At 70.6% G+C, this 21,936-nt stretch carries 18 protein-coding genes and 1 pseudogene; 10 read left to right on the top strand and 9 right to left on the bottom strand.

The features are described 5' to 3' along the window. The first annotated feature begins 118 nt into the window (after nt 1–118). On the top strand, nt 119–1,366 hold the full coding sequence (locus QSK31_RS32540; RefSeq protein WP_285688402.1) for a helix-turn-helix domain-containing protein: 1,248 nt from the start codon (nt 119–121) through the stop codon (nt 1,364–1,366). On the opposite strand, the gene QSK31_RS32535 is transcribed toward QSK31_RS32540, so the two are convergent. From QSK31_RS32535 to QSK31_RS32525, 3 genes are read right to left on the bottom strand one after another with little or no spacing between them, the layout of a single operon-like run. Beyond that, on the bottom strand, nt 1,294–3,051 hold the full coding sequence (locus QSK31_RS32535) for a MinD/ParA family ATP-binding protein (protein WP_285688401.1): 1,758 nt from the start codon (nt 3,049–3,051) through the stop codon (nt 1,294–1,296). The two genes, QSK31_RS32540 and QSK31_RS32535, sit on opposite strands and share 73 nt — an antisense overlap. Nucleotides 3,052–3,089: 38 nt before the next feature. Then, complete coding sequence (locus QSK31_RS32530; protein ID WP_502873039.1) at nt 3,090–4,046, bottom strand: diacylglycerol kinase family protein; 957 nt, start codon at nt 4,044–4,046, stop codon at nt 3,090–3,092. 5 nt (nt 4,047–4,051) lie between these two features. Beyond that, complete coding sequence (locus QSK31_RS32525; RefSeq protein WP_285688399.1) at nt 4,052–5,335, bottom strand: adenylosuccinate synthase; 1,284 nt, start codon at nt 5,333–5,335, stop codon at nt 4,052–4,054. 85 nt (nt 5,336–5,420) lie between these two features. Here QSK31_RS32525 and purD point away from each other — a divergent pair, with 85 nt between their 5' ends. Further along, nucleotides 5,421–6,668: a phosphoribosylamine--glycine ligase gene (gene purD, locus QSK31_RS32520; protein WP_285688398.1), complete on the top strand. Its 1,248-nt coding sequence runs from the start codon at nt 5,421–5,423 to the stop codon at nt 6,666–6,668. After that, nucleotides 6,668–7,561, top strand: coding sequence for an MFS transporter (locus QSK31_RS32515; RefSeq protein WP_285688397.1), 894 nt, complete (start codon nt 6,668–6,670; stop codon nt 7,559–7,561). Before purD ends, QSK31_RS32515 begins: the two co-directional genes overlap by 1 nt. On the opposite strand, the gene QSK31_RS32510 is transcribed toward QSK31_RS32515, so the two are convergent. Beyond that, nucleotides 7,551–8,171 (bottom strand): TetR/AcrR family transcriptional regulator, encoded by a 621-nt coding sequence (locus QSK31_RS32510; protein WP_285688396.1) that lies wholly within the window; start codon nt 8,169–8,171, stop codon nt 7,551–7,553. The genes QSK31_RS32515 and QSK31_RS32510 overlap by 11 nt on opposite strands. A gap of 105 nt (nt 8,172–8,276) precedes the next feature. On the opposite strand from QSK31_RS32510, the gene QSK31_RS32505 reads away from it, so the two are divergent. The 3 genes from QSK31_RS32505 to QSK31_RS32495 all read left to right on the top strand — a co-directional run bounded on the left by QSK31_RS32505 (nt 8,277) and on the right by QSK31_RS32495 (nt 10,939). Continuing rightward, the gene (locus QSK31_RS32505) at nt 8,277–9,305 is read left to right on the top strand and encodes a medium chain dehydrogenase/reductase family protein (RefSeq protein ID WP_285688395.1); all 1,029 of its coding nucleotides are present in this window, start codon (nt 8,277–8,279) and stop codon (nt 9,303–9,305) included. Nucleotides 9,306–9,373: 68 nt separating this feature from the next. Next, a complete protein-coding gene (locus QSK31_RS32500) occupies nt 9,374–9,964 on the top strand; it encodes an ABC transporter permease (protein WP_285688394.1) in 591 nt (196 codons plus the stop codon). A gap of 99 nt (nt 9,965–10,063) precedes the next feature. Continuing rightward, nucleotides 10,064–10,939, top strand: a complete 876-nt coding sequence (locus QSK31_RS32495; RefSeq protein WP_285688393.1) for an alpha/beta fold hydrolase — start codon at nt 10,064–10,066, stop codon at nt 10,937–10,939. Between the two features lie 16 nt (nt 10,940–10,955). On the opposite strand, the gene QSK31_RS32490 is transcribed toward QSK31_RS32495, so the two are convergent. Continuing rightward, entirely contained in the window at nt 10,956–11,378 is a 423-nt protein-coding gene (locus QSK31_RS32490) for a DUF3151 domain-containing protein (protein WP_285688392.1), read from the bottom strand. 19 nt (nt 11,379–11,397) lie between these two features. On the opposite strand from QSK31_RS32490, the gene QSK31_RS32485 reads away from it, so the two are divergent. Next, the gene (locus QSK31_RS32485; RefSeq protein WP_285688391.1) at nt 11,398–12,576 is read left to right on the top strand and encodes an LOG family protein; all 1,179 of its coding nucleotides are present in this window, start codon (nt 11,398–11,400) and stop codon (nt 12,574–12,576) included. A 31-nt stretch (nt 12,577–12,607) separates the two neighbouring features. Here the strand turns inward: QSK31_RS32485 and QSK31_RS32480 are convergent, their stop codons facing one another. Both QSK31_RS32480 and fbaA read right to left on the bottom strand, forming a co-directional pair. After that, nucleotides 12,608–13,129: a hypothetical protein gene (locus QSK31_RS32480; protein WP_285688390.1), complete on the bottom strand. Its 522-nt coding sequence runs from the start codon at nt 13,127–13,129 to the stop codon at nt 12,608–12,610. Between the two features lie 103 nt (nt 13,130–13,232). Continuing rightward, nucleotides 13,233–14,258, bottom strand: a complete 1,026-nt coding sequence (gene fbaA, locus QSK31_RS32475) for a class II fructose-bisphosphate aldolase (protein ID WP_285688389.1) — start codon at nt 14,256–14,258, stop codon at nt 13,233–13,235. Nucleotides 14,259–14,470: 212 nt separating this feature from the next. Between fbaA and QSK31_RS32470 the strand changes: the two genes are divergently transcribed. The 3 genes and pseudogenes from QSK31_RS32470 to QSK31_RS32455 all read left to right on the top strand — a co-directional run bounded on the left by QSK31_RS32470 (nt 14,471) and on the right by QSK31_RS32455 (nt 19,332). Continuing rightward, nucleotides 14,471–15,871 carry a 3' terminal RNA ribose 2'-O-methyltransferase Hen1 gene (locus QSK31_RS32470; RefSeq protein ID WP_285688388.1) on the top strand — a complete coding sequence of 467 codons (1,401 nt, stop codon included), beginning with the start codon at nt 14,471–14,473 and terminating at the stop codon, nt 15,869–15,871. Beyond that, nucleotides 15,868–18,320, top strand: a pseudogene (locus QSK31_RS32465) (polynucleotide kinase-phosphatase). The gene QSK31_RS32470 and the pseudogene QSK31_RS32465 overlap by 4 nt, the downstream one beginning before the upstream one ends. 55 nt (nt 18,321–18,375) lie before the next feature. After that, nucleotides 18,376–19,332, top strand: a complete 957-nt coding sequence (locus QSK31_RS32455) for a VTT domain-containing protein (protein WP_285688385.1) — start codon at nt 18,376–18,378, stop codon at nt 19,330–19,332. A gap of 18 nt (nt 19,333–19,350) precedes the next feature. On the opposite strand, the gene QSK31_RS32450 is transcribed toward QSK31_RS32455, so the two are convergent. Continuing rightward, complete coding sequence (locus QSK31_RS32450; RefSeq protein ID WP_285688383.1) at nt 19,351–20,025, bottom strand: class II aldolase/adducin family protein; 675 nt, start codon at nt 20,023–20,025, stop codon at nt 19,351–19,353. A gap of 89 nt (nt 20,026–20,114) precedes the next feature. Next, the gene (locus tag QSK31_RS32445) at nt 20,115–20,492 is read right to left on the bottom strand and encodes an ArsR/SmtB family transcription factor (protein ID WP_014440216.1); all 378 of its coding nucleotides are present in this window, start codon (nt 20,490–20,492) and stop codon (nt 20,115–20,117) included. Nucleotides 20,493–21,936: the final 1,444 nt, after the last annotated feature.

Here is a 21,936-nt window from a genome sequence, read left to right as displayed (position 1 = left end):
CTTCTTGCGTTGTACGACGAACGCCGCGTCCTGCGGTCACCCCAACGTCGGTCTATCCATCGGCTTAGCTGTCTAACATGGATCTGCAAGCCCCTGGCCACCTCTCCGGGACGTGACGATGACCATGGACACGGCGAGGGCTTTTGCGGCAAGGCTGCGCCAGCTGAGGCAGCGACGCGGGCTGTCCGTGCGTGAGCTGTCTGGGATCGTCAAGTACAGCAAGTCGCAGGTGAACGACCTGGAAACCGGGCGTCGGCGGCCCAATCCGGACAGCGCACGCAGGCTCGACGAAGCGTTGTCCGCCAGTGGAACGCTCGCAGGCCTTATTTGTCCCACGCCGCCCGACGAGCCGCCCGTCATCGGCCTGACGCCGATGTCGACACCAGCGCCCCTGGACGAGGAAGACCTCCTCAGAGTTCGTGAGACGGTGCAACATCTCGTCGCGATGGACACCATGCACGGCTCCGAGGGATCGCATTCGATCGGCGTCCGGGCCTTCCGCAACGCCCATCGCCGGTTGTCGGAGACCGGCGTCAAGGAGGGTCTCCGTCGTGAGATTCATGCTTCGGTGGCCGAGCTGGGCGAGGTAGCAGCCTGGCTGGCCTACGACTCCGATCGCCAGGATCTCAGCCGCGCGGTGGCCACCGAGGCGATGGTGGTCGCCCACCTGGCCGGCGACACGGACATGGTGCGCTTCCTTCTCTCGCACCTGTCGATGCAGGCCGCCTTCCAGGGCCGCGGTGCGGAGGCGCTGGACCTCGCTGACCGTGTCCTCGCCGACGAGCCGCGCTCCGGCCGCGTCATCGGCATGATGCGCGTACGTAGGGCGCGAGCCTTCGGCGAGCTCGGCGATGGGGCATCGGCTCTCGCCGAGCTTGAACGGGCGAGCGGGCAGCTCGCAGGTGAACTCGGCACGAACGACCCCCCGTGGACGTGGTGGCTGCACACCGCTGAGCTCGCAGTACACGAGGCCCGCATCAAATCGGCCGGTGGTGACCTGAACGGCGCCGTCGAGGCCTCCGAGCGCTCCGTCTGCATCTCTCACCTGGTCAAGGCCGAGATCAGGCGAGTCACCGTGGACGATGGCACAGGCAGTCGCCGACGTCATCCAGCACCACATCGGGTGTGCCGTCGCCGACGACGACGTCATGGAACTCGACGGACTGTTGTACAGCTTCCTGGCCGAGCGCGAGCTGGCTTCCGGCCGGCCCAAGGCGCCGGACCGCCGGGAGAACCGGAAGCGGGCCTAGCGATCGCGGACCGGATGATCGTGTCCCTGGCCGACCTGAAGGCTCAGAGCCCCTCGGCCACCGCGGCGGCGATCTTCAGCCAGGCGTCCTTGGTGCCGGCGGACAGGCCGGCGTAGCGGATGGGCTCGCCGGAGTCGATGAGCTTCTCGTACGGCGCCAGCAGCACCGCCCTGGTCCGGGCGGCGAAGTGGCGCTGGATGGCCGGCAGGTCGATGTCCTTGCGGGTGGTCGGCATGGTCACCACGCTGACCGCCTGGCGTACCAGCCGCTGCCGGCCGCTCTGCTCCAGGTGGTCGAGCATCCGGGCGGCGGTCTCGGCCGAGTCGTTCCGGGCCGACATGGTGATCACCAGCTGGTCGGTGGCGTCCATCGCCGCCTGCCAGTTCTGCGCCCGGACGTTGTTGCCGGTGTCCACGAAGATCAGCTTGTAGAACCGGCTGACGATCTCCCGGATCTCGGCGAACGCGCTGGCCGTGAGCATTTCGCCGGCGGTCGCCGACTCGTCCGAGGCGAGCACGTCGAACATGCCCTCGCCCTGGGCGCGCACGTACTGCGACAGGTCGCCGACCCGGCCGTGCGAGCCGCGGAACAGGTGCAGGTCGCGCATCATGTCGCGGACCGTACGGGCGTGGAAGTCCTGCTGGGCGCGCATGCCGAGAGTGCCCTGGGTCTCGTTGTTGTCCCAGGCCAGCACGTACCCGCCGCGTTTCTGCCCGAAGGTCATCGCGAGCAGCAGCACGGCCACGGTCTTGCCGGCGCCGCCCTTCGGGTTGACGATGGTCACCTGGCGCAGGCCGCCGAAGTTGCGGCGGACCATCTCGACGTCCTGCTTGAACTCCCGCTCGTACTTGCCGGGCGCCAGCCGGACCAGGCCCATCGTGCCCTTCTGCAGGATCGCCCGGGCGCCCATGGTGGCGGTCGGCTCGGCCGGTTTCGCCAGCCGGCGCCGGGCGAACTCCTCGGCGGTCGGCGTCCCGTCCGTGCCCCACGGAACCTGCTGGTAGGGGTCGGCCGGTGGCTGCTGCTGATCGGGCGCGGGCTGCGGGCGCTGGTCGACCTGCGGCGGGTACGGGCCGGGCCGCTGCTGCTGGTGCGGAACCTGCGGAGGCGGTCCAGGCTGGTGCGGTCCAGGCTGGTGCGGGCCGGGCGGAGGCGGGCCGGGCTGGTGCGGGCCAGGCTGGGGCGGGCCGGGCTGGTGCGGGCCAGGCTGGGGCGGGCCGGGCGGCCGGTAGACCGGTCCGGTCCCGTTCTCGACCGGGGTCCGCTGCTGCGGGGGAGCAGGAGGCGGAGGCACGCTGGCGGTCGCCCGGGCTCGGTGCTCCTCGGGCGCTGGAGCGGGTGGCGCGGGAGGCCCAGGCGCTGGCGCGGGTGGGGCGGGCTGGGCACTCCGATGCGGCGGCGGCTGAGCCCAGGGCGAGTCTGACGGTGCCTTCCCATCAGGTCCAGGAGCAGGAGAGTCAGGTCCGGCAGAAGTCGTCGAGTCAGGCCCGGGAGCAGGCGCGGGCGGCGGCTCGTCCTCGGCGCCGAGGCTGGCCCACGGCGTCGGCGTCGGCGCGGGCGCCGGTTTGTCGAACACGGGCGGGGACGGTTCGGGCTGGACCGGTGGCGGCGGTGGCGGCGGCACGGAGACCGACGTCACCGGACGCGGCGGCGGCGCGTCGTGCGGCACGGGTCGCCCGCCGTGCACCGGAGCGGTGGCGTCCAGTTCCTCCGGCGGCCAGAACGGTTCCACGTCGCGGTCGGGCGTGGCGCCGTTGCTCGTGCCCGGGACGTAGACGCGGTCGGCGTTCTCGTCCTCCACGGATACTTCCTCCCCGTCGTGCATACCTGAGTACTTCTTCAGCCTCGCACAGCCGCTCCGGCCGCGTACACCGCCCACGCTCCAGGCTCGGTCCACCATGATCGTTTCCGGCTGGTCGAGCCGCCGACGCCGTCGTCCAGGAACTGCACCTCGCCGTCGCGGGGCAGCACCGCCACGGCCCGTCCGCGGACGCGACGCACCTCCACCCGTACCCGGGAAGGTCGGAATCTCTTGCGGGCGATCACCGGAACCGCCACCGCGACCTCGACCCTGCCGTCGGTCGGGTCGCCGTCGGCGAGAAGCCGCAGGCCGTCGAACTCGGCGTAGCCGGCGCCGTTGCCGATCGCGCAGGCCAGGATGGGGTCGGTGCCGTCGGAGAGCACCGCGTCATCGACCTCGATGCGGCCACGCCACGGCACCGCGCGGCCCTGATCGTCCGTGCCGCCGACCAGCGCACCGTCGATCGTGACCGAGCCGCCGTCGTTGCGCAGCAGGTCGAGGCGGCGCACCGGGCCGTGCAGGACCGCCGCGGCGACCTCGTCCGGCGTGCGCGGCAGACCGAGTTGCGCGGCGAGATCGTTCGTCGCGGCGGCGTCCAGCGGCAGGATCGCCAGCGGCGGCAGGTCCGGCACGGTGCGGTCGGCGGCCAGGTCGTCAGGCCGTTTGCTGGGCGGTGGGGCGTACCGGCGAACCAGCCGTCGCACGACGGCGCGCAACTGGCCGTCGGTGGCCGCGGCGACGACCAGCCGGTGCTTCGAATCAGCGTCGGGCCAGGTCAGGCCATCGGGTCGGCCCGGGCCGTCGAAACGCGCGAGCACGTCGTCGATCTCCGCGTCCGAGGAGGCCACGACGGTCTCGACGCGCGCTCCGGCTTCGCGGAGCGCGTCCCCCAAAACCAAGACGGGGGTACGCGGTGAGCACGCGCTCTCGCAGCCCGAGCAGGACGAACCGCAGCCGCCGCCCTCGGCGATGCTCAACACCACGACGTCGTACACCGTGATCAGAGCACCGAGTGGCGCTCGATGACGGCCTCGCGACCGGGGCCGACGCCCACGATGGAGATCCGCGCGCCGATCCGCGCCTCCACGAACTCGACGAAATGCTGCGCGTCCTTCGGCAGGTCCTCGAAGCGCCGGCAGCCGGTGATGCTCTCCTTCCAGCCGGGCAGCGTCTCGAAGATCGGCGTCGCGTGGTGGAAGTCGGACTGGCTGAGCGGCATCTCGTCGTGCCGCACGCCGTTCACCTCGTACGCGACACAGACCGGGATCTCGTCGAGCTCGTCGTAATTGTCCAGCTTGGTCAGGGCGAAGTCGGTGACGCCGTTGATGCGCTGCGCGTACCGCCCGATGACCAGGTCGAGCCAGCCGATCCGGCGCGGGCGGCCGGTCGTCGTCCCGTACTCGTGGCCCACCTCGCGCAGGTAGTCGCCGAACTTGTCGTGCAACTCGGTCGGGAACGGCCCCTCGCCGACCCGGGTGGTGAACGCCTTGAGCACGGCGACCACCCGGTCGATGCGCGTCGGCGGGATGCCGGCGCCGGTGCAGGCGCCGCCGGCGGTCGCGTTCGAGCTGGTCACGAAGGGGTAGGTGCCGTGGTCGACGTCGAGCAGCGTCGCCTGGCCGGCCTCGCAGAGCACGACCTTGTCCTGGTCCAGTGCCTGGCTCAGCTCGAGCGCGGTGTCGCCGACCATCGGGCGCAACCGCTCGACGTAGGACAGCAGCTCCTCGATCACCTCGTCCGGCTTGATCGCCGTCCGGTTGTAGATCTTGCTGAGCACCTGGTTCTTGAAGGAGAGCGCCGCCTCCACCTTCTGCCGCAGGATCGACTCGTCGAAGAGGTCCTGCACGCGTACGCCGAGACGGTTCATCTTGTCCGCGTACGTCGGGCCGATGCCCCGCCCGGTCGTGCCGATCCGGCGTGCGCCCAGATAACGCTCGCTGACCTTGTCGAGCGACTTGTTGTACGACGGGATCACGTGCGCGCTGGAGCTGATCCGCAGGCGGGACGTGTCGAAGCCGCGCGCCTCCAGCCCGTCGATCTCGTCGAACAGCACGGCCAGGTCGATCACCACGCCGTTGCCGATCACCGGGACGACACCCGGTGACAGGATGCCGCTCGGAAGCAGATGGAGAGCGTATTTCTCACCGTTGATGACCACGGTGTGACCGGCGTTGTTGCCGCCGTTGAACTTGACGACGTAGTCGATGCGGTCGCCCAGCAGGTCGGTGGCCTTGCCCTTGCCCTCGTCGCCCCACTGGGCGCCGACCAACACGATCACTGGCACTTCTCTGAACGCCTTCCGTCCGCGTACCTCGTACGCGGGAATGCCCGGGTACTGACGAAGTTTACCCTCGGTAGGATCCTTCGCTGTGCGCGTCCTTCTGATCGGGTCCGGCGGGCGGGAGCACGCCCTCGCCGTGAGCCTCGCCTCCGACCCCGCCGTCGACCATCTCATCGCCGCCCCCGGCAACCCCGGCATCGCCCAGGTGGCCTCGTTGCGCCCGGTGACCGCGACCGACCCGGCCGCCGTGGCGGACCTGGCCGTCGAGGTCGCGGCCGACCTGGTCGTGGTCGGCCCCGAGGCGCCGCTGGTCGCCGGGGTCGCCGACGCGGTGCGCGCCAAGGGGATCGCCTGCTTCGGCCCGTCCGGTGCGGCCGCCCAGCTGGAGGGCTCTAAGGAGTTCGCCAAGGACGTGATGGCCGCGGCCGGTGTCCCGACAGCCCGCTACCGGGCGTGCTCCGCACCCGACGAGGTGCGGGCCGCGCTGGACGAGTTCGGCCCGCCGTACGTGGTGAAGAACGACGCCCTGGCCGCCGGCAAGGGCGTGGTCGTCACGTCGTCGATCGCCGACGCCCTGGCGCATGCGGCCGACTGCGGCCACGTCGTCGTGGAGGAGTTCCTGCCCGGACCCGAGGTGTCACTGTTCGTGGTGACCGACGGGACGACCGCCGTGCCGTTGATGCCGGCTCAGGACTTCAAGCGGGTCGGCGACGACGACGCCGGGCCCAACACCGGCGGCATGGGCGCGTACGCCCCGCTGGCGTGGACGCCGGACGACCTGGTCGAGCGGGTGATGCGCGAGACCGTCGAGCCGACCCTGGCCGAGATGCGGTCGCGGGGCACCGCCTTCGCCGGCCTGCTCTACGTCGGCCTGGCGCTGACCGCCGACGGCCCGAAGGTGATCGAGTTCAACGCCCGCTTCGGCGACCCCGAGACCCAGGTCGTGCTGTCGCTGCTGGAGACGCCGCTGGCCGGCCTGCTGCGCGCCGCGGCGACCGGCACGCTGGCCGCCCACCCGCCGCTGACCTGGCGCCCCGGCGCCGCGATCACGGTCGTGGTGGCGAGCCACAACTACCCGGGCACCCCGCGCACCGGCGACGTGATCACCGGCGCCGAGCTCCCCGGCGTCATCCACGCGGGCACGTCCCGCCGCGACGACGGCGCCCTGATCTCGTCGGGCGGCCGTGTCCTCTCGGTGACCGCGACCGGCGAGGACCTCACGGCGGCGCGCACGGCCGCGTACGCCCTGGTCGACGAGATCACGCTGGACGGCTCCCACCACCGTACGGACATCGCCCTCAAGGCTGCCCGCGGCGAGGTCACCGTCCCGAGCTGATGCCCTCGGCGACGTGGCGCCCGGACCTCCAGCGCCGGTGGGCGGCCTTCGCCGCGAGTGAGTTCGGCAGCGCCTTCGGCTACTCGGCGCTGCCGATCGTCGCGGTCCTGGTCCTCGACGTCCCCGATTTCCAGGTGTCGTTGCTGCCCGTCCTCGCCGGGGTGGCCTGCGCGGTGGTGGCTCTGCCTCTGGGCCCGTGGATCGAGCATCACCGCAAGCTGCCCGTGATGGTGGCCGCGGATCTGCTCCGCTTCGTCGCCATCGCGTCGGTACCGGCGGCGGCACTGCTCGGCGTGCTGGCGTACTGGCAGCTCGCCGCGGTGGCAGTCGTGCAGATGGCCGCGCGGATGGCCTTCGACGCGGCCGGTGTCGCCCAGTTGCGGACGCTGGTCCCTCGTGCGCATCGGGCCGAGGCCAACGGCCGGTTCGAGACCACGGTGTGGACCGCGAACGCGGTGGGACCGGCGGCTGGCGGCGTCCTGATCTCCTGGCTCGGTGCCACCGCGACAATGGCCCTGGACGCTCTGAGTTTTCTGGTCTCGGCGGTGATGCTGCGCGGGCTGCGCACCCGCGAGCCACCGCCTCCGGAACGGGCCGCCGACCATCACTGGCTGAGCGATCTGACGGCCGGTTGGCGGTACATCTTCGGGCATCGAGGTCTGACCGCGCTGTTCTGGAATTCGATGATCTTCGGCGGGTGCGTCATGGCCCTCGTCCCGCTGGCCTGGTCGGTGACCAACAGAATCGTGCAGCCGGGCGTCATCGCCGCGGCGGGGGTGCTGACCGCCGCCACCAGCGCGGGGACGGCGATCATGGCGCTGGCCGCGATCCTGCTGACCGGTGTCGCCTTCCTTCCGTGGCGCGAGCCGGTCTCCGGGGAACTCAGATCCTGATGTGGGCCAGGGCCGTGATCATCCGCTCGGCGATGTCGGCCGGCCACGGGAAGACGGCCGACACGCTGCGCTGATGTGCGAAGCCGTGCAGGCCCAGCCACAGGGCGACGGCGTCGGCCCGCGGGTCGGTGCTGACCGCCTGGCCCGCGGTCACGCAGGCCTGGAGGGTGTCGGCGAGCAGGCCCAGGGTGGCGTCGCCGAGCGTGGCCAGGTCGTCCGCGGTCACCGATGACTCACCGAGCGTCGGCTTCCAGAGACCGCCGAACATGACGCGGTACCGCTCGGGATGTTGCTCGGCGAACCCCAGGTAGGCGTCGCACAGGTGGTACAGCTGCTGCCAGGCCTCAGGGCCGGCGGCTTCCACCGCCGCACGCAGCACCATCTCCAGTTCGGCGAACTGCTGCCGCACGACGGCCAGCATGATGGCCGGCTGGTCGGGGAAGTGCCGGTAGATCGAGGGGGCCGCGATCCCGACGCGGCGCGCGACCGACCGCAGGGTGATCGCGCTCTGGTCGCCGGACTCGTCGAGCAGCTCGACCGCCCCCGCCACGATCTCGTCGCGCAGGCGGGCGCCCTCGCCGCGCCGGTTCCTCGTCCGGGTCTCCGTCATGCCGTCAGCTTACACATGAAAACTTATGGCCGTTAGCCCTTGCAGCCAAGGACTCACGGTCGTATGTTTACGGCTGTAAGCACAACGGCTACCGAGGAGCACACCATGACCAGCACCACCGAGATCGTCCTGCCGAGCAAGGTCGAGCCGAGCGGCCTCCAGGTCCGCGCCCGCCGCCTCCCGGCTCCCGCAAACGGCCAGGTCGTGCTGCGGATGGACGCGACCGGCGTCTCCTTCGCGGAGCAGCAGATGCGCCGCGGGAAGTACTACGACCAGCCGTCCTTCCCCTTCGTGCCGGGCTACGACGTGGTCGGCACGGTGACCGCGGTCGGCCCGGATGTTGACGCCGGTCTGATCGGCCAGAGGTTCGCCGCGGTCATCAAGATCGGCGGCTGGGCCAGCCACCTGCTCGTCGAGGCCGCCGACCTGGTGCCCGTGCCGTCCTCCGTGCCGGCCGCCGCCGCGGAGACCGTCGCCGTCAACGGGATCACCGCCTGGCAGATGCTGCACCGGTCCGCCACGGTGCGCCCGGGAGGGACGGTCGTCGTGCTCGGCGCCAACGGTGGCGTCGGCTCCCTGCTCGTCCAGCTGGCCCTGCACGCCGGCCTGAGCGTGATCGGCACGGCGTCGCCGCGGCACCACGCCGCCCTGCGCGAACTCGGCGTGACCCCGGTCGACTACCGCGACCCCGACCAGATGTACCGCCAGATCAGGGAGCACGCTCCCGCCGGGGTGGACGCCGTCTTCGACCACGTCGGCGGGCCGCGGCTGGCCGACTCGTGGCGGCTGCTGCGCCGCGGCGGGACGCTCGTCTCGTACGGCACCGCGGCGACCAAGAACGACGAGGGCAACTCGCAGCTGCCGGTGCTGATGTCCTTCGCCCGGCTCGTCGTGTGGAACCTGCTGCCCAACGGCCGCCGGGCGAACTTCTACAACTTCTGGGCGGGCCGCCGCTTCGGCATCGAGGGCTTCCGCCGCCGGCTGCGCGAGGACCTCACGCAGATCCTCCGGCTCGTCGCCGACGGCGCCGTGGTCCCGCAGATCGCCGCCCAGTTCCCGCTCTCCGACGCCGCGGCCGCCCTGACGCTCGCCGAGTCCCGCACCGTGAGCGGCAAGGTCGTCATCGTCCGCTAAGTCCCTCTTCGTCGCTCGATGCCCATCACCCGTGAGCTCGCCATCTCTTCGACCGGAGGCCACCCGCCATGACCACCGCCGCACTCCCCGCCCCCGCCATGACCAGCACCCGCACCGGCGACACCGACAACCTCGCCACCTACGTGAGCTTCGGTCTCGCGTACGTCCTCGGCCACGGCGCCGCGGCCCTCGCCAAAGGTGACAACCCGCTGGTCGCCATGCCCGGCTGGCTGCCGACGGCCCTCCTCGGCACCGGCCTGGCCGCCGGCACCGTCTGCGCCACCGTCGCCGCCGGCCGGGCCCGACGCGGCGCCGGCCGATCCGACCAGCTCGCCGGCAAGCTGCTCGGCCTCGCCTGGATCGTGGGCTTCGTCGCCCTGTTCCTGGCCATCACCGGACTCAGCTCGAGCCTGAACGCACCCGAGCTGCAGACCGTCCTCTGGCCGGCGGGCTCGGGTCTGGTGGTCGGCCTCCTCTACTTCGCCGAGGGCGCGGTACGCCGCAACGTCCTGCACTACGGCCTGGGCATGTGGCTCGCGCTGGTGTCCTCGGCCAGCCTCTTCTTCGGCTCCCCCGGCCTCTTCTGGGTGCTCGCCATCGCCGGAGGCGGCGGCTACGCGGTTGCCGCCATCCTCGAACGCCGCCGCACCACCGGCTGACCCCACCGCGGCGCCGCCAGCCCCCTCCTTCCCGCCGGTCTCGACGGCGCCTGCGATAAGCGGGTGCGCGCCTGCGGAGGCGGTGACAGACTCCGGCGCGTGGAGATCTCGGTTACGTCAGCGGACGGGACTCGGCTGGCTGCGCGGCGGCGTGGGAATGGCCCGGCCGTCGTGTTGGTGCACGGCTCGTCGGGCGGACTCGACTCGTGGGATCCGGTCGCGCCGTTCCTGGAGGACCGGTACGAGCTGTGGGTCTACGCGCGGCGCGGCTATGCGCCCAGCGACCCTTGCCGGCGCTCCAAGACGTACGCGGATGATGTCGCTGATCTGCGGGCCGTCATCGCCGCTGCCGGCGGGACAGCCCACGTGGTCGGCGGGTCCTACGGCGCGACGGTCGCCCTGCACGCGGCCGGGGAATCCGTCCGGGGCCTGACCGTCCAGAGCCTGGCCTTGTTCGAGCCACCGCTCTTCGCCGCCGGCGAGGCGACCGCAGGCGTGCTTGGTCCCTACCGCGACCTGCTGGAAGACGGAAAAGTCCGCGCGGCGGCCCTGCTCTTCGCCGAGAAGGTCGCCCGCGTCCCGGCGCCGATCCTGGCGGCCTTGACCGGCGCGGAACCCGCAGACGAAAGCAACGAAGGACCCACAGGCGAAAGCAACGAAGGACCCGCAGACGGAAGCAGCGAGGCCGTCGGATGCCTGCACGACCTCGAGGCGATGACCGCCGACTCCCTGGACGTCAACCGCTGGTCAGCCGTCAGCCTCCCCACCCTGATCATGCAGGGCGGGGAGACCTGGGCGCCGATGCCGGCCACGATGGACGCCCTCGCCGCAGCGATGCCGGCGGCGACCCGGGTGGTCCTGCCGGGTCAGATGCATTTCGCGACGCACACCGCGCCGGAACTCGTCACCGCCGAGCTCGCCAAGTTCCTGAGCTCGGCCCGCTCCGGAGAAGCACGCGCTCCGGAGAAGGGCTAGCTGAGCTGCTAAAAGGCTAGCTGAGCGCGTCCGCCGCGGCCGGGTCGCTGTCGCGGAGGAACTGGGCGCAGCGGGCCGCCTCGTCCGCCTCACCGATCGCGTCGGCCGCCTGGGACAGGGCGTGCAGGCAGCGGAGGAAACCCTGGTTGGGCTCGTGCGACCAGGGCACCGGCCCGTGGCCCTTCCAGCCGTTGCGGCGCAGCGCGTCCAGGCCGCGGTGGTAGCCGGTGCGGGCGTACGCGTACGCGGTGACCGGCTGACCGGCGGCCAGCGCGAGCTCGGCCAGCGCCGCCCACGCGCCGCTGAACGTCGGGTAGCGGGCGGCGACCGCGGTGTACGCGTCGGCGGTGCCGATCCCACGCGCCTCGGCCAGCGCGGAGTCGGCGTCGTCCTGGGCCGGCAGCCGGGTGGCGGGCGGTTCGGGGAGAAGGTTGTGCATGACTCAGTAACCTACCGGCATGCCTGGTGACCCTTTGCAGCCTGTGTTGGGTGGACAGATCCCGTTCGACGCGACCGCCGACGAGATCGAGTCGCGTGCCGAGTTCGACACCCATCACGCCAAACGGTCGCTGGCCGGGCTGGTCGTTCTGGGTCTGCGGCTGGACGTCGACCCGCCGGACTTCGCCGAGGTGGACGTGCGCGAGACGCTGTTCCTCGGCTGTCACATGGCCTCCGACGACGTGGAGGTCGATCTGACCCGGCGCGGCGCGCACGTGGTGCCGCCGTTCGAGACGCGGCCGTACCCGACGCATCCGGCGGTGCTCTACACGCCGGAGGATCTGTCGGCCGGGTTCGCCGGGGCGGGCTTCGCCGGGATGTACGACACCCTCGTCTACCAGCATTTCCTCGCCCACGGCGGAGCCGCGCCGGACATCCGGGAGGCGATCGCGCAGCGGCTGCACGACGCCGGGATCGACAACGCACTGGGCAAGGCGCTGGCCGGCTGGGCGTCTGGGCACCCGGCGGACGCGCCGCTGCCGGTGGGGATCATGGGCGGGCACGCCGCGCCGCGCGGGTCGGCGGCCTACCGGGTCGCGGCCGAGTTGTCGTGGCGGCTGGCGAGCGCCGGCCGCTTGATCGTGACCGGCGGTGGCCCGGGCGTGATGGAGGCGGCGAATCTGGGCGCCTACTTCTCCGGCCGTCAACTTTCCGAGTTGTCCAGCGCGATCGATCTGCTGGCCCCGGCGCCGGACTTCCTCGATCACGACCCGTACACCGCGGCGGCGATCGCCGTGCGGGACGCGTACCCGGCGCAGGCGAGCTTGACCAACGGTGGCCTCGCGCTGCCCACCTGGCTCTATGGGCACGAGCCGGCGAATCTCTTCGCCGGTCAGATCGGCAAGTATTTCTCCAACGCGGTGCGTGAGGACTCGATCCTGCGGCTGTCGCGGGGCGGGATCGTCTTCGCGCCCGGGTGGGCGGGCACGGTGCAGGAGATTTTTCAGGCCGCGACCAAGACCTTTTACCGTACGGACGGCCCGTCCGGCGCCTTCGTCTTCCTGGGCGTCGAGCACTGGGCGCAGCTGCCGGTGGAGGCCCTGCTCCGCCCCTTGCTGGCCCGCTCACCCCACGGCGACCAGTCCGACCTGATCGTGGTCACCGACTCCCTCGACGAGGCAGTAGATGCTTTGAGTTGAGGCCACCACAGGACCCGGTGAAGCGAAGCGACTAGGCAACATGGACTCGGCGGTAGTTGGCGACGGGAAGGTCCGTTTCCGGGACATCCGTCAGGCCGTTCTCGTCCATCCCGTTGTAGATCGCGAGGCGGGCGCCGTCGAAGAGGAACTCGACGGCGTGCAGGATGCGCGGACGCCACTCGGCCGTCGTGACGAGCTCGATGACGTTGACCGCGCGCAGCACCTTGCCGCGGGCGTTGCGCAGGGCCGCGTGCGGGTCGGGGCGCCAGTCGAAGTGCTCGTACCAGTCGATCGGGACGTGCAGGTCGATCTGGTTCCAGGTGATCGCGCACTCGTCGAACTTACGGTGGGTTATCTCGACGCGTGTCTTCCCGAACTCGAGGATGACCGGGCCGTCGGCGAACCAGCCGCGCTCGGCGATGTCCCACATCAGCCAGCCGCAGCGCAGCGGACGGCCGATGAGCTTGGTGAACCGGTGGCGGTGCACCGCGGCGAGGGCCTCGGCGTCGTGATGCCACACGGGTTCGTACCCGTCGATCCCTAGCACGCTCACCTCCCACCACCGGAGAAGGTGACGATCGTACCTATACCCGAGCGTAACCATGCAACACGGAAACGGCCGGCCCCCTCGATGGAGACCGGCCGTGACCGGGCGATTACTTCGAGAGAGTGGTGCCGGTCGAGCGCAGGTTCTCGCACGCCTCCTGGACGCGCTTGGCCAGACCGGCCTCGGCCAGCTTGCCCCAGGCGCGCGGGTCGTACGCCTTCTTGTTGCCGACCTCGCCGTCGACCTTGAGGACGCCGTCGTAGTTGCGCAGCATGTGGTCGGCGACCGGGCGGGTGAACGCGTACTGGGTGTCGGTGTCGACGTTCATCTTGACCACACCGAAGTCCAAGGCGCCGTGGATCTCCGACAGCAGCGAGCCGGACCCGCCGTGGAAGACCAGGTCGAACGGCTTCTCCTTGCCGTACTTGGCGCCGACCGCCTCCTGGATCTCCTTGAGGATCTCCGGGCGCAGCTTGACGTTGCCGGGCTTGTAGACGCCGTGCACGTTGCCGAAGGTGAGGGCGGTCATGTAGACGCCCTTCTCGCCCAGGCCCAGGGCGGCGGCGGTGGCCAGGCCGTCCTCGACGGTCGAGTACAACTTGTCGTCGATGTCGGCGGAGACGCCGTCCTCCTCGCCACCGACCACGCCGACCTCGATCTCGAGGATGATGTGTGCCTTGGCGCACTGCGCCAGCAACTCCTCGGCGATCTGCAGGTTCTCGTCCAGCGGCACGGCGGAGCCGTCCCACATGTGCGACTGGAAGAGCGGCGCCTTGCCGGAGTTGACCCGCTCCTGCGAGACGGCCAGCAGCGGCCGGACGAAGCCGTCGAGCTTGTTCTTCGGGCAGTGGTCGGTGTGCAGCGCGATGTTGACCGGGTAGTTCTTGGCCACCTCGGTGGCGAACTCGGCCAGCGCCACCGAGCCGGTGACCATGTTCTTGATGGTGGGGCCGGAGACGTACTCGGCGCCGCCGGTGGAGATCTGGATGATGCCGTCGCTGCCGGCCTCGGTGAATCCCTGCAGGGCGGCGTTGAGAGTCTGCGAGGACGTCACATTGATCGCGGGGTACGCGAACGCGCCGGCCTTGGCGCGGTCGAGCATCTCGCGGTAGACCTCTGGGGACGCGATGGGCATCGGGGTTACTCCTTAGATCTTCCGTACGGCAGAGGGCAGGACAGCGGCATGGCCGAGCGGAGCGAGGTCATGATCGCGCGTACCTGCTCTTCATCGAGTAAGCACTGTTGTCCTCCAGGTGCGAAGTATTCCCCAGCGTTCGGAGAGATCGGAAATCGGGGATCCGGGTAAAGCGGTCGGCAGGAGGGACGCCGCGCTGGGATCATGTCCCGGTGCTGATCACCCTGACCACCACGCATCGGCCGGCCACCGACCTCGGCTACCTGCTAGTCAAGCACCCGGACAAGGTGCACACCGCCGATCTGCCCACGGGCACGGCGTACGTGCTCTACCCGGAGGCGACCGACGAGCGGTGCACGGCTGCCCTGCTGCTGGATGTGGATCCGCAGCGGTTGCGGGGGCGGGCGGACGCGTTCGCGCTGGGTCAGTTCGTGAACGACCGGCCGTACGCCGCCTCCAGCCTGCTGGCCGGCGCCCTGAACAAGGTGTTCCGGTCGGCGCTGCGCGGGCGCTCCAAGGACCGTCCGGAGCTGGCTGAGCAGGCGCTGCCGCTGGAGCTGCGGGTGCCCGTCCTGCGCGGGACGCCGGAGCTGGCCGAACGGCTGTTCACCCCGCTCGGCTGGCAGGTGGTGGCCACGCCGATCCCGCTGGACGACGTTCCCGAGTCGCATCCGCTGGCCGGGCCCAGCCCGTACATCAATCTGGTTTTGATCGGGAGCCTGCGCGTCGCCGACGCGCTGAACCACCTCTATGTCCTGCTCCCGGTGCTGGACGACGCAAAGCACTACTGGGTGGCGCCGGACGAGATCGACAAGCTGCTGCGCTCCGGCGAGGGCTGGCTGGCCGGGCACCCGGAGAAGGTGCTGATCACCCGGCGTTACCTGGCGCATCGCCGGTCGATGGCGGCGAGTGCCCTGGAGCAGCTGGACCGGGCCGACCCGGACAGCGTGGACGCGCCGGCCGACACCGCCACCGACGAGGAGGCCGAGCTGCCGGTCGAGCGCAAGCTGTCGCTGGCCGAGCAGCGGCGCGACGCGATCGTGGCGGCGCTGCGCGAGGCGGGCGCGTCCCGTGTGCTGGACCTCGGCTGCGGTGGTGGCGCCCTGCTCGGCGCGCTGCTCGGCGACACTCGCTTCGCGGAGATCGTCGGCGTGGACGTGTCGTCGCGGGCGCTGGAGCTGGCCGAGCGCCGGCTACGTCTGGACCGGATGCCGGAACGCAAGAAGGCCCGGATCAAGCTGTTCCAGTCCGCGCTCACCTACCGTGACGACCGGCTCCGTGGCTACGACGCGGCGGTGCTGATGGAGGTCATCGAGCATCTCGACCCGCCCCGGCTGCCCGCGGTGGCGGCGAACGTCTTCGGCCACGCGCAGCCGTCCACCGTCGTCGTGACCACGCCGAACGCCGAGTACAACGTCCACTACGAGGGCCTGACCGGGATGCGGCACTCGGACCACCGCTTCGAGTGGACCCGCGCCGAGTTCGAGGGATGGGCCCGCGACGTGGGTGCGACCTTCGGCTACGCGGTCGAGTTCCGCGGGGTGGGCGAGACAGACGAGACCACGGGTACGCCCACCCAGATGGCGATTTTCCGGAAGGAGGCGACGACGTGACCGAGATCGACATTCCTGAACTGGCTCTCGTGGCGCTGGTCGGCGTCTCCGGGTCCGGCAAGTCCACGTTCGCGCGCAAGCACTTCAAGCCCACCCAGGTGCTGTCCTCCGACTACTTCCGCGGCCTGGTGGCGGACGACGAGAACGACCAGTCCGCCTCGTCCGACGCCTTCGAGGCCCTGCACTACATCGCCGGCAAGCGGCTGGCCGCCGGCCGGTTGACCGTGGTCGACGCCACCAACCTGCAGGAACACGGGCGCGCACAGCTGATCAAGCTGGCCCGCGAGCACGACGTGCTGCCGGTCGCCGTCGTGCTGGACGTGCCGGAGAAGCTGGCCTGGGAGCGCACCGAGCAGCGGCCGGAGCGCGACTTCGGCCCGCAGGTGATCGGCCGGATGTCCCGTGATCTGCGGCGCTCGCTGGGCCGGTTGCAGCGCGAGGGCTTCCGCAAGGTGCACGTGCTGCGCGGGCCGGAGGAGATCGACAACACCACCATCCGGTACGAGCGCCTGTTCAACGACCGGCGCGACCTGACCGGCCCGTTCGACATCATCGGTGACGTGCACGGGTGCCGGGCCGAGCTGGACGTGCTGCTGGTGAAGCTCGGTTACGCCGTACAGGACGATCGGGCCCACCACCCGGACGGTCGCACCGCGGTCTTCGTCGGCGACCTGGTCGACCGCGGCCCGGACTCGCCGGGCGTGCTGCGCCTGGTGATGAACATGGTGGCCGACGGCACCGCCCTCTGCGTCTCCGGCAACCACGAGCAGAAGCTGGCCCGCAAGCTCAACGGCCGCAACGTCCAGCTCACCCACGGCCTGCCCGAGACCCTCGCGCAGCTCGAGCTCACCGACGAGTCCTTCGTCAGCGAGGTGCGGCGCTTCATCGAGGGCCTGATCAGCCACTATGTGCTGGACGGCGGCAACCTGGTGGTCGCGCACGCCGGCCTCAAGGAGGCCTACCACGGCCGGGCCTCCGGCCGCGTCCGCTCGTTCGCGCTCTACGGCGAGACCACGGGCGAGACCGACGAGTACGGCCTGCCGGTGCGCTACCCGTGGGCCCGCGACTACCGCGGATCCGCCGCCGTGGTGTACGGGCACACGCCCACGCCGGTCCCGGAGTGGATCAACAACACCATCTGCCTGGACACCGGCTGCGTCTTCGGCGGTTCGCTGACCGCGCTGCGCTGGCCGTCCCGGGAGATCGTGGCGGTGCCGGCCGCCCGCGAGTACTACGCGCCCACCCGGCCGCTCCTCCCGCCGTCCCGCCCGGCCGACGAGCTGGACATCGCGGACGTGATCGGGCGCCGGCACATCGACTACGGGTACGGCCGGACCACGGTCCCGGCGGAGAACGCGGCCGCGGCGCTGGAGGTGATGGGCCGGTTCGCGATCGACCCGGCGGCGCTGGTGTGGCTGCCGCCGACCATGGCGCCCTGCTCGACCTCGACGCTGGACGGCTACCTCGAGCACCCCTCCACCGCGTTCGGTGATCTGCGGGCCGCCGGGGTCGACAAGGTCGTGTGCGAGGAGAAGCACATGGGCTCGCGCGCCGTGGTCCGGGTGTCCCGGACCGGTGGCGAGATCTGGACCCGGACCGGCCGGCCGTTCTTCGCCGACACGTCGGAACTCCTGGCTCGGATCCGCCGGGCCGCCGAGCCGCTCTTCGACGAGTTGCGGACGGACTGGCTGCTGCTCGACACCGAGCTGCTGCCCTGGTCGGCGAAGGCCGCCGGGCTGATCCGCACCCGCTATGCCGGGGTGGGAGCGGCCGGGCGCGCGGCGCTGCCCGCTGCGCTGTCGGTGGTCTCCTCGGGTGCCTCCCGGGGCCTGGATGTCTCGGCTCTTCGCGACCGGCTTTCGCTGCGGGCCGCGGAGATCGACGGCTACTCGGCGGCCTATCGGACCTACGCCACGGAAGAGCCGGTGACGATCGCGCCCTTCGCGGTGCTCGCCGGCGAGGGCGTCTCGTACGCCGACCGCGACCACGGCTGGCACCTGGCCATGGCCGACCGGCTGGTCGCTCGTGACGGGGACCTGTTCACGCCGACCCGCCGGATCGTGGTCGACCTGGGCGACGAGGCGTCGGAGGCGGCCGCGACCGAGTGGTGGCTCGCGCTCACCGAGGCGGGCGGCGAGGGGATGGTCGTCAAGCCGTACGCCGGCCTGAAGGTCACCGACGCCAAGGGGCGCCTGGTGCAGCCGGGGTGAAGTGCCGCGGCCGCGAGTACCTGCGGATCATCTACGGCCCGGAGTACACCCGGCCGGACCAGCTGGCCGGGCTGCGCCGGCGCAACCTGGGACGCAAGCGCAACCTGGCGCTGCGCGAGCACGGCCTCGGCCTCGCGGCCCTGGACCGGCTGGCCGAAGGTGCCTCCACGTGGCGCATCCATGAGCTGGTCTTCGCCGTTCTGGCCTGCGAGTCCGAACCGGTCGACCCGAGGTTGTAAACGCTCAGGCCGCACACAGGCAAGTGCCAGATATCTGCCGGTACCCTGGCTCCCCGTGGACATCCGTGCGTTGGACGAGCAACTCGCCCTGAACCCGCTCGACCCGAAGGATCTGTTGCAGACCTTCGGGCTGTACGGGGTGTGGGTGATCCTCTTCGCGGAAACCGGCCTTCTGGTCGGTTTCTTCTTCCCCGGGGACTCGCTGCTCTTCCTCGCCGGGGTCGCGGCGTCGTCGGTGGCCGACGCCATGTTCGGCGACGGCACCAAGATCTCCATCGTCGGGCTGCTGATCGGCGCCCCGATCTGCGCGATCCTCGGTGCCCAGCTCGGCCACCTCCTCGGCCGCAAGTACGGGCGCAAGATGTTCGAGCGCCCCGACTCGCGGCTGTTCAAACGCGAGTACGTGGAGAAAGCCGAGTACTACTTCGAGAAGTTCGGCCCGGCCAAGGCCGTGGTGCTCGCCCGGTTCATCCCGATCGTGCGGACCTTCCTCAACCCGGTGGCCGGGACGCTCGGCATGCCCGCCCGGCAGTTCCTGCTGTGGAATATCGTCGGCGCCATCCTCTGGACCGACGGCATCCTGCTCATCGGGTACCTGCTGGCCGACTCGATCTACAAGATCGTCGGCGACCACATCGACCGCTACATCCTGCCGGTGGTCGCGCTGATCGTGCTGATCTCGGTGCTGCCGATCGTGATCGAGATGCTCCGCGAGCGGAAGGCGAAGAAGCTCAAGGCCGCCTCCGGCTCGGCGGCTGATGCCGGTCCGGCGACCGCGATCGGCGTCGTCGCGGCGGCCACGGTCGCGGGCATCGCCGAGGCGGTCCACGACGAGGTCGAGGAGCACCTGCCCCACCACCACGGCGGTGCCGCCCAGCCCCACCCTCAGCCTTACGAGCCCCAGCCCTACGAACCCGAGCCTCACCAGCCCGAGCCGTACGGGACGCAGCAGCAGGGTGGGCAGATCTATGGCGGCAGCCAGAACCCGGATCCGCAGCACTACGGCCGCTGAACCTCGCGGGAGGCGCGGTCAGACGTTGACGATCGCCGGGCCGTGCAGGCGGTCGAGGAATTCCTCCGGGCACTCGCGGAGGCCCTCCAGGCGGCCCGCGGTCAGCGCGCGATAGGTCAGCTGCGCCGCCTCTTCCAAGTTGCGGGCCCGTTTGTGCGCCAGCTCCACGCTGTCCGCCATGACGACACAGCCGTGCTGGCTGAGCACCAGGCAGTTGGTCCCGTCCGCGGCCATCGCCGCGGTGAGCGCCGCCAGCTCGGTGGTGCCCGGAAGCCGGAACGGAACCGTCGAGACCCGGCGCAGATAGAACGCGTGGTCCGTGGTGACGATCCGGATGTGCTCGCCGAGCGCGTCCAGCAGCAGCGCCGTCTGCGGGTGCAGGTGGACGATCGCGTTGACGTCCTCCCTGGCCCGGAAGAGCGCCAGGTGCAGGGCGAGCTCGCTGGTCGGCTCAGCCCGTGGAGCCGGAACAGCACCGACCGACGCCGGCCCGCCGTCACTGATCCGCACCGCCGTGAAGGAAGTGCGGCTGAGCCGGTCAAGCCAGGCGCCGCTGCCGCTCACCCAGCAGGCGTCCTCATCCGGGATCCGCGCGGACAGATTGCCGCCCGAACCACAGACCAGAGCGGCCTGGACCACGTCATATCCCACATGCGCGAGCTGGTCGCGCAGATCTCCGGGGACGTAGTTCACCCGAAAAACTCCAGTCCTCGGGCCTGGCGTCACGCCTCAGACGTGGTGACGCCAGGCGGTGCAGCTCGCCTCATCGGCCAGCCCAGTGCTCAGCGCGCCTTCTTCGTCGCCCGCTTACGCGGCGGGGTCAGAAGGTCGGCGATCGTCGCGATCGCGGTCGGCACCAGGCGGTAGTAAGCCCACACACCACGCTTCTCACGCTCGAGCAGCCCTGCCTCGGTCAGGATCCGCAGGTGGTGGCTCACGGTGGGCTGCGAGAGGCCAAGAGGGGCCGTCAGGTCGCAGACGCACGCCTCGCCATCGGTCGCGGACTGAATAAGGCTGAGCAGCCGCAGCCGTGCGGGGTCGGCGAGTGCCTTGAGCACTCCCGCCAGACGCTCGGCGTCGGCACGTTCAATCGGCTCGCCCGCAAGGGGCGAGATCTGAGGCATTGTCATTTCCGCCAACGCAGTTCCCACGATCTCCATCCTTCCACCAACTGCATCGATTCTCCTGCATGTATGCAGGAACGAACCGGCTGACTTTTAGGCCGTAAGGTCGACGTCGATCACCGGGTTGGTCTATCTGTTCGACTTCTCGGCGCCCCTGCGGGTTCCGTTGGCCGTCCATTCCTCGGCACCGACTTCGGTCTCTGCCTCCTGCAACGCCTCAGCAGCCGTCTGGTCGCTGTCCAACTTCGTCAAGCTCTCGATCCCCCACCCCGGAGTGAGACGCTTCACATTGTCGATTCGTCGATCCGTCCGGCCGCGTTGCCGTCGGCGGCCCTCCGCCGTCCGTGTGGTGAAGCACGACCCAGGTGCTGCGCCGGCACCCTCGCCGTCCCCTTGCTTCACGACCCGATGAAAGCACGCCACAACGCTGTGCAACGACCCTTTAGTCGATGAATTTACGCAGGTCGTAGCGCTCTTCCCTGTCTTCGAGAGTACTGGCCGCTGAAAACCGGACCGTTTCGCCCCGCCGGGGCGGAAACGGAACTATTGACCCTCGCCGCTACCCGGCGATATTGGAAGTATTGTTTACTGAATGACTGTCGATTTAGGGTGATCCGTGAGGGATAGACGCAGCTCAAAGCACCTATCCCCGACCCACAGGGGAGATCAAGCCAGGAACACCGCTTCGACAGCGCGGTTCAAGGCGAGATAACACCTTTGGCCGTACGTCAGGAAACACCCGCCGATAAGGCAGGCCCGAGGCTGGCCGGACGGCCGTACCCCACCCATCCTCGGTGGTCAACGGTACCCGTTCGGGTGACCCACAACCATCGATGTCCTGCCTCGCACGGGTGACCGTGGACACGGCATCCCACCTCGGAGGACATACGTCGCGACCCCCACGCCACAACTCTCCGTAATCGCCATCCATGGCAGCAACTCACTCCCCCGCACCGCCTCCGACGCCCCCGTGAGCTCACCATGATGGCCCACCGACGCAATGGCGACCGTCGATCACCCACCCACCGGGCCGCCCGACCGGGTGTGAGCGACGTCACGTCCGTCAGGACATCGGGAGTGGGCTAAGTGGACAACCCGACCGCCGCAACCCGCGGGCGGCGCGACGACCGCAGCCACCGCCGCAACAGCCGCGGGTGAACGGATCGCCCGCCGCGGCACGGCCGACGGGGTGGCCGGCTCGACCGGCCGCCGCCGACGGGTGCGGTCACCCGGCCAGCTCGACCCTGTCGCCGCCGGGGTGCGGTAGGTGACCCACCTTGACCCACACCGCCACCACCACTGCGCCGGTCACGGACCAAACCGCACCCCGACCCGGCCGCACCCCGACCCGGCCGCACCCCGACCCGGCCGCACACCGACCAGGGCACCCCGACCAGGGCGCAGGAGCAAACGGGTGGCCGGCTCGGACGGGTCTTGCCGCCGATGGGGACGGCGGTGGTCAGCGACGTTCCTGCGGTTG

Source organism: Actinoplanes sp. NBRC 103695 (assembly GCF_030269485.1).
In the GTDB taxonomy this organism is placed as follows: Bacteria; Actinomycetota; Actinomycetes; order Mycobacteriales; family Micromonosporaceae; genus Actinoplanes.
The sequence above is the reverse complement of the archived record's forward strand: the minus strand, read 5'-3'. Positions and strand labels throughout refer to the sequence as shown.

Excerpts from the sequence above, each read along its gene's own strand:
- QSK31_RS32510 (WP_285688396.1), bottom strand. The coding sequence starts at position 8,171 with ATGACGGAGACCCGGACGAGGAACCGGCGCGGCGAGGGCGCCCGCCTG.
- fbaA (WP_285688389.1), bottom strand. The coding sequence starts at position 14,258 with ATGCCCATCGCGTCCCCAGAGGTCTACCGCGAGATGCTCGACCGCGCC.
- QSK31_RS32485 (WP_285688391.1), top strand. The coding sequence starts at position 11,398 with ATGCCTGGTGACCCTTTGCAGCCTGTGTTGGGTGGACAGATCCCGTTC.
- QSK31_RS32515 (WP_285688397.1), top strand. The coding sequence starts at position 6,668 with ATGCCCTCGGCGACGTGGCGCCCGGACCTCCAGCGCCGGTGGGCGGCC.
- QSK31_RS32490 (WP_285688392.1), bottom strand. The coding sequence starts at position 11,378 with ATGCACAACCTTCTCCCCGAACCGCCCGCCACCCGGCTGCCGGCCCAG.
- QSK31_RS32445 (WP_014440216.1), bottom strand. The coding sequence starts at position 20,492 with ATGGAGATCGTGGGAACTGCGTTGGCGGAAATGACAATGCCTCAGATC.
- QSK31_RS32505 (WP_285688395.1), top strand. The coding sequence starts at position 8,277 with ATGACCAGCACCACCGAGATCGTCCTGCCGAGCAAGGTCGAGCCGAGC.
- QSK31_RS32500 (WP_285688394.1), top strand. The coding sequence starts at position 9,374 with ATGACCACCGCCGCACTCCCCGCCCCCGCCATGACCAGCACCCGCACC.
- QSK31_RS32540 (WP_285688402.1), top strand. The coding sequence starts at position 119 with ATGACCATGGACACGGCGAGGGCTTTTGCGGCAAGGCTGCGCCAGCTG.